8 protein-coding genes are annotated in these 15,448 nt (G+C 35.1%); 6 read left to right on the plus strand and 2 right to left on the minus strand.

Annotation, left to right across the window (positions count from 1 at the left end):
* Window positions 1-143 precede the first annotated feature (143 nt).
* The 5 genes from VBZ51_RS18860 (at window position 144) to VBZ51_RS18880 (ending at window position 7,854) form a co-directional block, all read left to right on the plus strand.
* Window positions 144-3,209 carry a SusC/RagA family TonB-linked outer membrane protein gene (locus VBZ51_RS18860; protein WP_416577956.1) on the plus strand — a complete coding sequence of 1,022 codons (3,066 nt, stop codon included), beginning with the start codon at window positions 144-146 and terminating at the stop codon, window positions 3,207-3,209.
* 20 nt (window positions 3,210-3,229) lie between these two features.
* Window positions 3,230-4,672 carry a RagB/SusD family nutrient uptake outer membrane protein gene (locus tag VBZ51_RS18865; protein ID WP_416577957.1) on the plus strand — a complete coding sequence of 481 codons (1,443 nt, stop codon included), beginning with the start codon at window positions 3,230-3,232 and terminating at the stop codon, window positions 4,670-4,672.
* A gap of 14 nt (window positions 4,673-4,686) precedes the next feature.
* Window positions 4,687-5,490 carry a hypothetical protein gene (locus VBZ51_RS18870; RefSeq protein WP_416577958.1) on the plus strand — a complete coding sequence of 268 codons (804 nt, stop codon included), beginning with the start codon at window positions 4,687-4,689 and terminating at the stop codon, window positions 5,488-5,490.
* A gap of 153 nt (window positions 5,491-5,643) precedes the next feature.
* Window positions 5,644-7,020, plus strand: a complete 1,377-nt coding sequence (locus VBZ51_RS18875) for an aryl-sulfate sulfotransferase (RefSeq protein WP_416577959.1) — start codon at window positions 5,644-5,646, stop codon at window positions 7,018-7,020.
* Between the two features lie 132 nt (window positions 7,021-7,152).
* Window positions 7,153-7,854, plus strand: coding sequence for a hypothetical protein (locus VBZ51_RS18880; RefSeq protein WP_091601940.1), 702 nt, complete (start codon window positions 7,153-7,155; stop codon window positions 7,852-7,854).
* Window positions 7,855-7,910: 56 nt separating this feature from the next.
* Here the strand turns inward: VBZ51_RS18880 and VBZ51_RS18885 are convergent, their stop codons facing one another.
* Both VBZ51_RS18885 and VBZ51_RS18890 read right to left on the minus strand, forming a co-directional pair.
* A complete protein-coding gene (locus tag VBZ51_RS18885; RefSeq protein WP_416577960.1) occupies window positions 7,911-8,636 on the minus strand; it encodes a hypothetical protein in 726 nt (241 codons plus the stop codon).
* Window positions 8,633-12,907: a thrombospondin type 3 repeat-containing protein gene (locus tag VBZ51_RS18890; protein ID WP_416577961.1), complete on the minus strand. Its 4,275-nt coding sequence runs from the start codon at window positions 12,905-12,907 to the stop codon at window positions 8,633-8,635. The genes VBZ51_RS18885 and VBZ51_RS18890 overlap by 4 nt, the downstream gene beginning before the upstream one ends.
* Window positions 12,908-13,075: 168 nt before the next feature.
* On the opposite strand from VBZ51_RS18890, the gene VBZ51_RS18895 reads away from it, so the two are divergent.
* On the plus strand, window positions 13,076-15,067 hold the full coding sequence (locus VBZ51_RS18895; protein WP_416577962.1) for a putative porin: 1,992 nt from the start codon (window positions 13,076-13,078) through the stop codon (window positions 15,065-15,067).
* Window positions 15,068-15,448: the final 381 nt, after the last annotated feature.

Below are 15,448 nucleotides of genomic sequence, written 5' to 3' on the forward strand. Positions count from 1 at the left end.
TTTTCAACAAAATCGATGAAATACAGAAAAAAAAATAATAATAAGTGTTTTTTTAACATATAACTTTTTTGGGTTAAGATAGCTTTTGGAATACTAAGCAAATTTTTGGACTTTTGGCGCAAGCTAATTCAAAAACAAATTTTATGAAACAGAAGTTGACGTGGATGTTGACGCCTTTATTGGTGTTCTTCATGACATTTTCCTTTGCACAGGAAAAAACAGTGACCGGTGTTGTAACCGATCAAAGCGGTTTGCCTTTACCGGGAGTGTCTGTTGTAGTTGTTGGTACAACGAACGGATCTCAAACAGATTTTGATGGTAACTATGCCATTAACGTAAATCAAGGCGAAAAATTAAGATTTTCTTATTTAGGTCAAAAAACAGTGACGATGAGTGTTGGAGCTTCCAATACCATTAATGTACAATTGGAAGAAGATGCTGAGGCATTGGAAGAAGTTGTTGTTGTAGGTTATGGTTCTAGGTCAAAAGAATTATCTACATCGGCGATCTCTACTGTATCTACTGAAAAGATAGAGGCTTTTGTTCCTTCTACTAGTATTGATAACATTTTACAAGGTCAAGCCGCAGGTGTGCAGGTTACAGCTGCTAACGGTAGACCAGGTAATACCGCATTCGTACAAATTAGAGGTGTAGGGTCGATCAACGCGCAAACTACTCCTTTATATGTAATTGATGGTGTGCCTATTCCGATTGACACAGAAAGAGATTTCAATCCAATTAGTAACTTGAATCCTAGTGATATTGAGACATTCTCAATTTTGAAAGATGCGGCTACCGTTTCTAAGTATGGTTCTCGTGGTGCTAATGGTGTTGTTTTGATTACCACTAAAAAAGGTAAAGCAGGTGACGCAAGAGTTAAGTTCTCTTCTTCTTATGGTTTTGGTGAAATGATCCCTAATAATTTTGATTTGATGAATGCATCTCAAAAATTAGAGTTGGAGCGTCAATACGCTGCTTTAGGGGTTAGTGCTGCATCTAGTATGCCTGGAGCTAATGCAACTCCTGAGGAGTTGGCAAGACTAACATCTTTGGATACAGACTGGCAAGAAGCATTGCTCAAGAATTCTGTTATCCAATCAAACAATCTTTCTGTTTCTGGTGGTGATGAAAAGTTAACTTATTATTTATCATTAGGATATGATAAGAACTCTGGTATCATTGAAAATATTGATGGTTTTGAAAGAGTATCTGCTCGTTTAAATACAAATTACCAAGCAAAAGATTGGTTGAATATTGGGGCTAACGTTTCGGTTTCTCGTAGTACTACAGATTTGCCAAGGGATAGAAACAACGTACAGAACCCTTTTAGAGCTATGTATGATTATAACCCATATGACCCATTATTTTTAACTAATGATGATGGTTCAATAGTTACTGATGCTCAAGGTGATAATGTTTATAACCCTACAAGGTCAGGTTTTCCAATTGCATTGGCATTGCAGACAGAGCCTGAAGATACAAGAAACTTATTGTTGATAGGTAACTTAAGCGCGGGCATGACGTTTGGAGAGAAATTCTCCAATAATTTTAGTGTTGGTTTAATTAGCAATAGATATAATAGAACATCTCGTTCTATAGCAGGTGGTGTCTTAAATTCAATTGTAGGTTCTGCTGCTTTTCCAGGAACTCAAACAGATAATTTAAATGTCGATTTCGAATATAATGTAAATAACGTATTTACCTATTCGGATACATTTAATGGTCTTCATAATCTTTCTGCTAGTTTCCTATTGGAATATAATGAGAATATTGCTACAAGTATGTTTGCTTCAGGTAGAGGTTTTCCTTCTCCAGATATTCCATATTTAAATGTGGCTGCAGAGGCAACTTCTGTAGGTTCAAATGAATCTAGAAGAATTTTATTTTCTCAAGGTTTGTTTGTGGATTATGATTATGATGGTAGATATATTGTTTCTGGTTCAGTAAGACGTGATGGTTCTTCTAGATTTGGTCCAGATAATAAATACGGTTATTTCTACAGTGGTAGTGCGGCTTGGAACATTGCAAATGAAAGCTTTATGGAAAACTCTATTTTCAATACGTTGAAATTAAGAGCATCTTACGGTACTTCTGGTAACCAAAACATTGGTGATTTCCAATACTTAAACTTGTTGGATTTTGCAAATACGTATAATGGTCAAACAACTGCTTTGCCGGTAGGTGTGGGTAACCCTCAAATTCAGTGGGAGTCTCAAGCTATTTTTGATGTAGGTGTTGAATTCGGTTTATTTAACAACAGATTAAATGGTGTAGTTGATTACTTTAAAAAGAACTCTCAAGATTTATTATTGGATCGTCCAATTTCTTATACTGTAGGTGATGAAAATAATTCTATTTTCTCAAATATTGGTGAGTTGCAAAACTCGGGTATTGAGGTTTCTCTAAGTGGAGATGTTATCAGAACTCAGAACTTTAAATGGACTTTAGGTGGTAACATAACCTTTATTGATAATGAGGTTATTGAATTGGTAGATGGTGAAGATATCATAACAGGTACATTTGGAGATAATATTTTACGTGTAGGAGAGGAAATCAATTCTTATTATGCAGTAGAGTACGCTGGTGTAAACCCAGCAAATGGTGCGCCTTTATACTATGATTTAGATGGGAATATTACTGAGGAATTTAGTGCCGGTTTTCAACAAATTCAGGAAGGAAAATCTCCTATAGCGGATTTTGAAGGTGGTTTCTACACTGCATTTTCTTATAAAGGATTTGGCCTTAGAGGTGATTTCGTTTATAAAGGTGGAAACTACATCTATAACTTCCAACGCTCAGAGGGTATTGCTATACAAAATATTGATGCTAACCAAAGAGTTGAGGCATTTAACTATTGGAAACAACCGGGAGATACTGATGTATTGCCTAGTCCTTTATATCAAAGTACTGCTGATCAAACTTCAACAAGATTCTTGGAAAAAGGAGATTACTTAAGATTACGTACAGTAACTCTTGATTACAACATGCCTAGAGATATGATTGACGGTATTGGTCTAAACTCTTTAAGATTTTTCGTGTCAGGACAGAATTTATTCACGATCACTGATTTTAATGGGGATCCAGAGGTAGGTTTAGGTTCTGCGGAATCAGGAGAGCCTGGAGATACTGGTTTCGTGCCAGGATCATTTAACCTATTTAGCTATCCAAACACAAGGTCTTATACTTTTGGTGTTGAAGTAGGATTTTAAAAACAAAAAAAAAGTTAGAAATGAAAAATAATATAAAAATATTAGTTCTTTTGTTTTCGTTCGGATTCTTTATGTCGTGCGATGACGAGTTGAATGATTTACAGCCTTTCGTAGAAGGTAATCCTGAAACATTCTTTAATAGTGTTTCAGCATTCCAAAATGGTGTAGACGGTGCTTATAGACAATTGTGGAATTATTATTCAAGTACTGGTTCGGGTTTACAAGGTATACCGGACATACTTTCTGATAATGTAATTATTGCACAAACAGGTAGACGTTCTAATCAAGATTATTACAATTATAGATATGTTGCAAGTACAGGTGGTGCAATAGATTTATATTGGAGTGAAGCTTATGAAGCTGTAAATGTTGCCAATTTGGTAATTGCTCAGATTGATAACCTTGGTGATGGTGCAGATAAGGATAACATTTTAGGTCAAGCTTTGGCTATAAGAGCATGGGCTCATTTTGATTTGGTTAGGGTTTATGGTAAAATACCAACACAATCTGCAGATGCTAACGCTTCTTTAGGTGTTGTTTACCTTAAAGTTGAAGATGGTGATACAGAGGATCCTTTTGCAGAGCCTGCTAGAGAAACTGTTGCGAGTAATTACGCTGAAATCATTGGTGATTTGGAAAGAGCTAGTCAATTAATTGGGGATGATAATGGAGAAGGTAAACTGAATAAAGAAGGTGTTTACGCGTTACTTTCTAGGGTTTATCTTTATAATGGCGAATACCAAAAGGTTATTGATGCAGCAAATGAAGTAAGTGTTCCACTTGCTACAGCTGAAGAATTAGAAGGGCTTTACACAGATGCTAATGAAGCAGGTATAGTGATCAAATTGGCTATTAATACTACTTCGGAGAGTAATGGAAATAATGTAGGGGTATTATATAGCCAAACTACATCTACTGCCGATGTTCTAGAGTATGCTTTTGATTTTGATTTTTATAATAGTATTGATGAAGATGATCAACGCTTGGGTGTAATTTCTTATATCGGGGAAAATGGTGGTAATCAATACAACGCTATTAATAAGTTTCTTGGCGAAACAGGTGAAGTTAATGGTCGTGTAGATGTAAAAGTTATTAGAGCTGCTGAAGTATTATTGAATAAAGCGGAAGCGCAATATGAATTAGGTCAAGATGCATTATCTACATTGAACGAACTTAGAGATTTAAGATACGTATCATATGATGGTGGTGAATCAGGTCAAGATTTAGAAGATGCCATTCAATTTGAAAGAAGAGTTGAATTGTCTTTTGAAGGTCATAGATTTTTTGATTTAAAGCGTCGCAGTGAGCCTGTTGTTCGTTCTACTATGGGAGATATAATTGATGGTTCTGGAACTCCTCCAGATTTTCCAACAATTGATGCTGACAATTTTAGATTTCAGTTGCCTATTCCAATAGCGGAAATCAATGCTAATCAAAACATGGTTCAGAATCCTGGATATTAAAAACTAGTATAATTATGAAAAAATATATTTTAATAATAGCGGTACTATTTGCTTTTGTTTCTTGTGAAGAAGAGAATATAGTATTTGATAGTGAAAATGGTCAAACCTTCGCCAACTTTTCAGAAGAATCTATTTTGGTGCCAACCCCTGCGGAAGGAGCATCAATAATGGTAGACGTATTTGTTACTACTAAAGCGGACAGTGATAGAACTATTTCCTTGGAGGTTGATCCGTCATCAACAGCAACATCAGATCAATATACAATTAGCGGTTTGACGATTCCGGCTGGTGCTTTCCAAACTACACTTACTATTACCAGTAATTTTGATGCTTTACCAGCCTTGGGAAGAGCAAATCTAGTACTTAATTTAGTAGATGTTTCTGATCCTAGTAATGATCTTGTGTTGACAGATACACCGTTAGAACTGGAGTTTTTTAGAGAATGTCCAATTACTCCTGGTGATTGGGTTATTAATATGACTGACTCTTTTGGAGACGGTTGGCAGACTAGTACGGGTAATGGAGGTGCTGGTCTAACAGTTACTTTAGATGACGGCACTGTATTCGAAGTTGGTCTTTGCTCTCCTTATGATGAAGAAGTTGGTACTTTTTTAACAGAGGGCGAGTGCACACCTAATAATGGATTAGAAGGAACAGCTACCATTACAATACCAGAGGGTACTACATCTGCAGAGTGGTTCTTTCCAGGAGACCAGTATGGTGAAATTGGATTTGAAATTATATCTCCAAGTGGCGAAGTTGCTGGAGGTTATGAAAGTGCAGATGCAGGTTTACTTACAATAGATTATTGTAAGTAAGATTTGAACTTTTGTTTAAATCCATAATGATATAAATACATCATTATAATATTTATGAAATCAGGCTGAAGCAATTTAGCCTGATTTTTTTTTACCTTATATTAAAGTTTAGACTAATAGTACGACAGAATATATAACCAATTATAACTTGTTATGAAACATAAATTATTTATTAGTGTATTAAGTTGCCTTTTGTTAAATAGTATTTCATGTTCTTCAGATGATGAAACTGTTAATAATATCGAAGAAATGGAAGAAGAAGTTGTAGAAGAGGAGTCAGAATCAGATGATCCTGTTCAAACGGTTTATCCTCTAGAAGGGGAAACAGGTAATGTGTTATTGTATGATAATTCTTTGTCCAAGGAAGGATATGTTTTATTTAATGAAGCTACTGACGATCGGGTGTATTTAATGGCAAAAGATTCTGCTCAAATTATTCATGAATGGCAATTGGAATTTGGATTGGGTAATGATGTGGAATTATTATCAGACGGTAGATTGTTAGCTTCATTGGGTGTAGAAAGTCCAGATTTTAGCTTTGGAGGTTTTGGGGGCATTATTCAGCTAATAAATCCTGATAGTTCAATTGATTGGGAGTATGTTTTGGCAAATGAAGAGCATATTATTCATCATGATGTGGAAATGTTGCCTAATGGAAATGTATTGGCCTTAGTGTGGGATTTAAGACTTCCCGATGAACTTAACGCCATAGGTTACCTTGGTGAAGAGGATAAAGTGTATACAGAATCTATTATAGAAATAAACCCAACTACAAATGAAATTGTTTGGAAGTGGGATTCTTGGGACCATATCATTCAGGATACAGATAGTTCTAAACCGTATTTTGGTATTGTAGCAGATAACCCTGAAAAAATCAATATCAACTTTATAGATGTTTTAAGAGAAGAAACAGGACCAGATGGAGATATAATGCATGCTAACGGATTAAGTTATGACAGTAATAAAGATTTAATTTATTTAAGTGTAAACTATTTTAGTGAGGTTTGGGTTATTGATCATAGCACAACAGCAGAGGAAGCCACAGTTGATTCTGGTGGTAATTATGGTAAAGGAGGTGATTTAGTTTATCGTTTTGGAAATCCTAGTGCTTATAATAATGAGAGTGGTGAACGATTGTTTTACAATAATCATTTTCCCAATATTTTACAAGATGGTTTACCGGGTGCTGGTAATATTTTAGTATATGCTAATGGAAATGGGGACACTAAACAATCTATAGTTTATGAATTTAGCTTACCTGCGGAATTGAATTTAATTCCTAATGAAAACAATGAACCGGAAACGGTATGGCAATACACTAGAGATAATCTATATTCAGCTAGAGTTTCAGGAGCCATTCGTTTAGATAATGGCAATACATTGATAACTTCTGGTTCTATGGGTGTTATTGAAGTAACTAATGAAAAAGAGGTAGTTTGGGAGTTTGAGGGTACTGGTTTCTATTGGAGATCTTATCACTATAATCTTGATAGCTCTGCTATTTCTTTTTTAAACAGTGATATGCCTTAGCCTGTAAAATTAGCAGTAGAATGGTCCTATATTAATTTGTTATAAAACTATATATTTTAAGTTTTTAATAACAGTTTATAAACACGGCAATTCATAATAAACAATTAAATTGTCCCAAAATCAATGCATAAAATGAATAAAATTTTAACGGTAATTTTCATTGCCACTTTTGTGATCAACAACGTAAATGGACAAAATGCTTATTCTCCTGTTCCTGAAGAAGGAATAGTTAATTTTGTTACTAGCAGTACGGAAATAGAGCCTAGTAAGGCGAAAGGAAGTCCGTATCTAAATGAAGAATTTGTACACGGTGAAGTAATCGTAAACGAAAAAGTCGAGGAAGTAGGTAAAATGAGATATAATGCCTACAGAAATGAAGTAGAAATTTTAGATAATTTATCTAAGGATTCCTATTACTCACTACTTAAAAGAGCATATATTAAAGTTGAGATAGACGGCAAGTTATATCGTATTTATACTTATGTAGATAATGATAAATCTATTAAAACTAGCTATTTCACAGAGTTGAATGAGGGACCTTTAAAATTGTTGTTTAAACCTGAAGCCTTATTAAAGCAGGCGCGTACTCCTAGTACCTCTTATGAGAAATATTCTCCACCAACATATGTATGGAATAGTTCTTATTATATATTAGACAACAGAAATAAGGATTCTGAAAATCACGCAGTTAAAGTACGCTTAACAAAAAATAATATTTTAGATTTTACAGGGAGTAAGAAAAATGAAATGAAGTTATATGTTAAAGAAAAGAAATTAAATCTTAGAAAAGAACAAGATGTAATAGCATTTCTGAATTACTTTAATTCTTTGTAAAAGCATTTCAAAAATTAAATAAAAAAGCCAAAGATAAACATCTTTGGCTTTTTTATTTATTCCACACGAAACTCAAATAATTCTGAGTTTGAAGTATTGTCAAATGAGTCTTTTGTAATTACTCTCCAATAGTAAGTATTGCCTGTTGAAATAGAAGCGTTTATCGTAGTGTTCGTGGTGCTCCCTAATGAGGTTGTAGGCTCATTAACAGTATCAAACAATATCTCATAGGAAACAATATCATCATCAACATCAGATGTAGACCATTCAAGTGTAACGGTTGAACTTGTATCGGTTATAGTGGCACCTCTTTGTGGGGTAATCGCAATTGCCGGAAATGGAGCATAATTTTCTATACCTTGTCCCTGGTTGTAAAATGACCAGGTATCGCTGGTTGCGGTGGAAGTTGTTCCACTGGCAAGTGAAATTACATACCATTCATACGGTGTTCCCCTATTGATCAACACATCAACTTGGTTTGTTGTAGATGTTGCCGTTGTAACACTTCCCGATTCTAGATTTTTAATTTTAACTTCGTATGAATCGGTATTTTCAGAGGCTGACCATTGAAAATTTACCGTGCTTCTAGTGTCATCGTTCGCATTTATGACTCCTTCATTACATTCTGTATTGTCTTCGGGAAATATAAGGGATGCCGCACTTGGGTCTACTACAACCGGTGCAACAGGTTCTATAGGCGTTTCGTTGTCCGAGCCACCACCACATGAAAGCAAAAGTGATCCGAACAAAAACATGAAAGTTATATATTTTAGTATTCTCATTTTCTTATAATTTTATAATTAGAAAGCGTATTGCCATTTGTAACATTTAACATATATACACCTGTGGCTAAATTGTTAACGCTTATTTTAATTTCGTTATTGATAGGTTTCATTTTTTTCGAAAATATACTTGACCCATTTAATTTATAAAGGGAAATAGTAGCTTCTGTTGTAGAATTTGCACCTAAATATATGGTTAAATCACCTCCTTCAATTGGGTTTGGGTAAATAAAGAATTCATCATTTAGAAGAATATTTTCAGTATAAACACCTTGACAATCTAGATCTGTTTTTACTAATAGTTCTGTGCTGTTAGTATCTAATGGTAAAGTTATCTCTTTAGCTGTAGTAGTGTACATCTTTTCATTTAAAAATATTGTATATAATTCACCACCTGCTAAGCTAAGTGTAACTTCATTACTCAATGAGTTGATTTTGGCTGACACCGACAACGACTCAGGTTCAGAAATAATTAGGTCATAGCAAATTTCATAATCAGTTTGTCCTTCTACGGTTACACATAATTGATAACTACCGGCAGATAAGTTGGAAAATGAACTTTCATCAGTAAAGCTTTCGCTTATTGAAGTATCGGTGCCGGTTAGTACAGCATTATATGTGTAGGTATTGTTGGCAGTGGTTATCACAATGCTACCATTGTTACTAGCGTTACATGAGCTACCTATAGTTTGAATTTGAAAATTTGTGTTCGGTAAAGAGAAAACCTCACAACCAGTAGTATTTACAACTGTTCCATTGGGTGTGTCATTGCATTGGTCAATATCATTAGGTACTCCATCATTATCACTATCATTATCGCATGGATTACCAATGCCGTCAAAGTCGTCATCTTCTTGATCTGGGTTTGCAATTAATGGGCAATTGTCATCAACATCTAAAATTCCATCGTTGTCGTCATCGGTGTCACAGACGTCACCAATACCATCATTATCGGTATCTAGTTGGTCTGCGTTTGCAATTAAAGGACAATTATCATTACTATCTAAAATTCCGTCATCATCGTCATCGTCATCGTCAGGTAAGCCATCAACAACTAAATCGTCTATAATCACACCTTCTTGGGTGACCGCTGGATCAGATTGAAAAACAATTCTAAAAACCACGTTACTTTCACCCGTAAGGTTGGTTTCGCCATTGGCTGCGTTTAAATTGAAATCATAGGCATATTCGGTCATTTCTGTATTTTCACCGGTCCATTGAGCTCCAGGACAGTTTTGACAATCATCGGCTTCTTCTGATAAAGCATTTGTTCTGTTGCTATTATACCAGTTAGGTTGACTGTCGATATTGCCTAAAATATCCCAGTTGATACCTCCGTCAATGGAATACTCAACATAGACTATGTCAAAATTTAATTCTAGGTCATAAGCCATATTAAATTTTAGGACAGGGGCTATTATAGAGGTCATGTCATAGCAATTGCTCAATAAAATAGCTTTTGTACTATTGGGGTGATCGCCACTTAAATTGGTGCCGTAAACATTTGTTCCAGACGTGGCGGTATTTAGTTTTGACCCTGCAGGTACTCCTCTCTGCCAAACCACTTCAGAATTTCCATCATTGTAAGTAATTAGGGATTCCTCTTCGATTTCAAACGTGTTAACTTCACCACCGGACCCTGGTACATTAAGAAAAAATCTATTCTCAAGAGTATTGTTGTCGCTGTAGCTGTCATTAGTAATGGTCGCTGTTATGGATATGTTGGAATTGCCAAAATTGGTCGAGGTTTCAATTGGTAAAGCAATAGTTTCAGTAGCGTTACTTAATAGATTTCCTGTCCAAGTAAATGTTTGTTCTGGATTATTGTTAATAGTATAGGTGATATCAATTTGGGTAATGGTATTAAGTCCTTGGTTTTCTACAGTTGCCGTTGGGGTAAAGGAGTCGCAAAGCACTTCGTTTGAGTTTGGGGTAATAGATACTAATCTTACTTCATTGTCGGGTATTTGAATTGGTATTGTAGATTCCCAGACACCTCTACCGTATGTTGAAGCAATAATTTTTTCTCCATCTAAATTGACTTCTAGATCACTTATAGCAACACTTGGCAAGTTGGTAAAGTATTCTTCCCATTCTGAAAGGGTGTCGTCTAATCTGTAAACACCTAAGCTTGTACCTACGTAAATTGGATTTTCGGTATGTCTGCCTTGGTGAGCTATTGAGAAAAATGCTTGATCGGTTGGAATATCGAAGGTGATGTTTTCTGAAATTGTTTCTGATTCGCCAATAGTAACCTTAAAAACTCCTCTTTCTGAAGGTTGTTCATTTTGGGCGATACCCACTCTGTCAGATGTAGTAAGATAAATAATATTACTATCATTTGAGTTAATGGCCATATCTGAGATTTCGGAATCCATTACTTTTATGAGGCTAAAAGTGGCACCGCCATTTCTACTTCTATATAGTATATTACTTTCAGCGGCAAATATTGTTTCAGGATTATTAGGGTCAACTTCAAGATCGTCAATATTGCCTGTGCCAATTGAAGATGATATTTTGCTCCATTGGTTGTTTTCTAATTTGTATAAAGCATCAAAACCGGCATAAACAGAACCATCTGAGGCAACAGCCAACGGAGTAATCCAATTTCCTTGTATAGTGTTGCCATTTGTATCTGTAGGTGCAGCGACTACCCCAACAGATTGCCCGGAATCTGAAGAGATGAATAGGCTTCCTCCAAACTGGACAAATCCATAAACTAAACTACTATTATTAGGGTCAATTTCATAATCCATTCCATCACCACCGGTGAAAACATGCCATTGTTCTTGGTTTCGTATAAAACCTGCATTGTCCTGTAGGCCTCCTGTTATTTTGCCTGCATCATTTTTTGCTACAGAAATTCTATAAAATTGACTAATACTGATGCCAGCGGTGTAATCGGTAAAAGAACTTCCTCCGTTTTCAGACATATAAATACCCCCATCACTACCAACATATAGTTTGTTGTTGAAAATTTTAATGGTATGTATATCAGCGTGGGTATATCCTTGATCGGTAACGTTCCATCTATTGATTCTAATGAAAGTATCGCCTCCATTGGTGCTTTTCCAAACATTTAGACAACCCGTATAAACTTCGTTGAAATTTGATGGTGACACCTCAATGGCAAGATCGAACCAAGCTTGGTTAGATTCAAAAATATCTTGTTCGCTAGCTGTCCTCGTAAAAGACTCTCCACTGTCAAGTGATTGGTACAATCCACCAAAGGCAAAGCTATTACCTCCTGTTAGTGCTCGTAAAACATATACTCCAGATGGGTTTGCTCCACTAACTCCTATTGCAAGTCTACCTGAACTTGAAGGAATGCCATTTGTGATCTCAACAAAATTCTCTCCCCCATCTGTAGATTTGAAAAAAGTATTTGAAGATACTGCATATATGGTGTTGGGGTCATTGGGTTTTAATTTGAAATCTTGAATGTTACCGCTTCTTTTTACGGACCAAGTTGCTCCTCCATCTGTTGATTTTTGAAGACCTGAACTGGTACTTACCCAAATAATATTCGAGTTAGTTGGGTCTATGGTAATTTCGCTCATTAATAAGTTAATATTAGAATTACTTGGGTTTAGTCCCGTTTCATTCCAACTATTCCCTCCATCAGTAGATTTAAAAACACCTACACTATATGAATCAGCAGCATCATCATCACCTGTAGCAATATAGATGATTTGAGAATTGTTTGGGTCTACTGCAATACCGGAGACTCCTATTTGAGGAAAATCATCAAATAAATTCACCCATGAAGAACCACCATCTATTGATTTCCAAATTCCGCCTGCGGGCGCACCTACGTACCAGATGTTTTCATTGTTAGGGTCTACGGTAATTGCGTTTACTCTACCTTGCCCATTTAATGCGCCAGAATAAGTATCATGTGTAAAGGGACCTATGGAATTCCAGCTGGCAATAGGGTTCGCTGCTTTGCCGGTACTTTCATGTTTGCGTTTCCATGACTCCCATAATTGTTTAGAAGTGGGAAGGTTGCCATTTTTGTCTATATAGTGGGTCCAATAATTTTCCCACCTTTTGTATGGTTTAAACCCGCTTCCCTTTTTTGTATAATCCTTATCGCTCCAATAGTTATTGAATGCATTCGAAATTTCGTACAATGAATTTGTTGGGGAAGAAGATTTGGATGTTTGCTGATTGGTTTTTAAATCTTTCATCCATGGCGCATTTTCATTGAATTGCGCACTAACATTTATAATAGCAAAAAGTACTATTATATTAAAAAGTAGAACTTTCATTAACATTTTTTTATAAAAATCAGAAAAATATTTCTTTTAATAATAGAGTGATCAGTTAAATTTTAATATTTATTTGTTTATCCTTTGTAGATAACGTAACAAACTCCCTTAAACTTTCACATTTACTTAGCAACAAAAAAATTAACTTTGCAAGGGTAACATTGCTTCATGAAATATATAATTTTAGTTTTATTGTGTTTTACAACGTCAATTGTTTTTGGACAAGATGTAATTGGAAAACCACAGAAAAAAGGCGATTCGCTTTCATTGGTAAAGAAAACAAAGCCAATAAATCCAAAAGACAAGCTTAAAAATGATTCTATAACTTTAACTATAGAAGATTATAAAATAATTTCTTTTGAAAGAGATACTACCTTTTTAGATACAACTTTGACTATTCAAAAGGAATATAAGTATAACTACTTGCGTGAAGATGACTTTGAGTTAATGTCTTTTTCCAACATTGGGCAAGCCTATAACGAACTTGGGGTTGATTTTGAAAGGGTAGGGAGCTATCCAAATCTTGGGGCACTAGCAAAAGACCGTAAATACCTAGAGAAAGAACAAATTAATTATTATAATGTAGCCACCCCAATGACCGAGTTGTTTTTTAAAACAACTTTGGAAGAAGGTCAATTACTAGACGCAAATTTGACTTTCAATACCTCTAGAAGATTAAATTTTTCTATTGGTTATATAGGCTTTCGTTCGCTTGGTAAGTATAATGATACTCAAATAGAATCAGGTAATTTCATAACTACTACAAATTATTTATCTAAAAACGGTAGATATTCGTTAAGAGCGCACATAGCTGCACAGAATATTTCGTCTGAAGAAAATGGAGGCTTGGCAGAAAAAGAAGAGCAATTTGAATCTGGCGATGAGGATTTTATAAATAGACCAAGGGTAGATGTTTTGTTAGATGATGCTGAAAATAAGATATTAGGTAAAAGATATTACTTAGACCATCAATATAAATTGGTGAGAAAACAGTTAGATTCTACCCGGTTTGAAAAAACGGCATTATCCATAGGACATAGTTTTGATTATGAGACCAAGTATTATCAGTTTATAGAAACATCGAATGATACATTATTTGGTGATGCAATTTTAAGTGCTATAGATGATAAGGCAATTTTGAAGACATTTTATAACGAAGTTAATATAGAATTTTACAACAAGACGTTGGGTAGGCTAACAGGCGGTGTTAATATGTATAATTACGATTATTATTTCAATAGTAGGCTTATTGAAGCAGATGGAACGGTAATACCCAATAGATTGAACGGAACTGAGTTTGGACTGGTGGGAAAGTATGAGAAACGAATAGGTGGTTTTGATTTTAATGCGGATTTAAAATATAATCTTTCAGGTGAGTTGGCGGGTAATGTATTCAATGCCTCCGCATCCTATAATATTAATGATAATAATAAGGTGAGGTTCGCCCTGCACAATTCTACTAGGTTGCCCAATTTTAACTACTTATTGTATCAAAGTGAATATTTTAATTATAACTGGGATAATAGTAATGTTTTTGAAAAGGAAAGAGCAAGTAGTTTAAAAGGTGAGTTGTTGTCCAAAACTTGGGGACACTTAATGGTGAAGTATAGTAATTTAGATAACTATACATATTTTGCCCCTGTATCAGAAGAGGTGATTGCCGATGGGTTGGATAATGCATTTATAAAACCGTTGCAAGAGGGTAATACGGTATCTCATCTAAAAGTGAAATATCAAAAAGAATTCAAAGTTGGAATGTTTGCGTTGAATAATACGGTCATGTATCAAGATGTGACTCAAGATTCTCAAGTACTCAATGTTCCGCAACTGGTAACTAGAAACACATTGTATTTTTCTTCTGATGTTTTTAAGAAAGCAATGTTTTTACAGACGGGTGTAACCTTTAAATACTTTACTGCTTATAATATGAATGGGTATAACCCTGTACTGGGTGAATTTTATGTTCAAAATAAAGAAGAGTTGGGTGGCTACCCTTTGTTAGATTTCTTTATTAATGCAAGAATACAACAGACTAGAATTTATTTAAAGGCAGAACATTTTAACGCTTCGTTTTCTGGATATGATTATTATGCTGCACCAAATTACCCTTATCGGGACTTTGTTATACGTTTTGGTTTGGTGTGGAATTTCTTTTCTTGATCAAAAAAGCTATGTAAAACATAAGGTCTTTAAATGTTATTTGAATTCAGATGATTAAAATTGAAGCAATGTGTTGCTTTCCTTGTTTTCTAACCCCCGTTGAATCAGGCGGGTATGGTGCGTTGTAAAAAACCTTGTATTTATTTTGCAAAAAAGTCTTGTTCATTAGAAAATAGGTTGTAGATTTGCACCCCGCTAGCGAGGAAGACGAGTTCTGAATCGGGAGTCGGAAAAGGTTCATTTATATGTTGGTTGGTCTGGGAAAAAAAGAAAGAATATTTTTTTTCGAAATAAGTTGCCAGGTTAAAAAACAGTTGTATATTTGCAGCCGCTTAGGGAGACACCTAAGGGAAACGAAGCCGGGAAGGTCGCAAGATCCAA

Source organism: Maribacter sp. HS, from assembly GCF_048059195.1.
In the GTDB taxonomy this organism is placed as follows: Bacteria; Bacteroidota; Bacteroidia; order Flavobacteriales; family Flavobacteriaceae; genus Maribacter; species Maribacter dokdonensis.

Excerpts from the sequence above, each read along its gene's own strand:
- VBZ51_RS18880 (WP_091601940.1), top strand. The coding sequence starts at position 7,153 with ATGAATAAAATTTTAACGGTAATTTTCATTGCCACTTTTGTGATCAAC.
- VBZ51_RS18860 (WP_416577956.1), top strand. The coding sequence starts at position 144 with ATGAAACAGAAGTTGACGTGGATGTTGACGCCTTTATTGGTGTTCTTC.
- VBZ51_RS18885 (WP_416577960.1), bottom strand. The coding sequence starts at position 8,636 with ATGAGAATACTAAAATATATAACTTTCATGTTTTTGTTCGGATCACTT.
- VBZ51_RS18890 (WP_416577961.1), bottom strand. The coding sequence starts at position 12,907 with ATGAAAGTTCTACTTTTTAATATAATAGTACTTTTTGCTATTATAAAT.
- VBZ51_RS18865 (WP_416577957.1), top strand. The coding sequence starts at position 3,230 with ATGAAAAATAATATAAAAATATTAGTTCTTTTGTTTTCGTTCGGATTC.
- VBZ51_RS18870 (WP_416577958.1), top strand. The coding sequence starts at position 4,687 with ATGAAAAAATATATTTTAATAATAGCGGTACTATTTGCTTTTGTTTCT.
- VBZ51_RS18895 (WP_416577962.1), top strand. The coding sequence starts at position 13,076 with ATGAAATATATAATTTTAGTTTTATTGTGTTTTACAACGTCAATTGTT.
- VBZ51_RS18875 (WP_416577959.1), top strand. The coding sequence starts at position 5,644 with ATGAAACATAAATTATTTATTAGTGTATTAAGTTGCCTTTTGTTAAAT.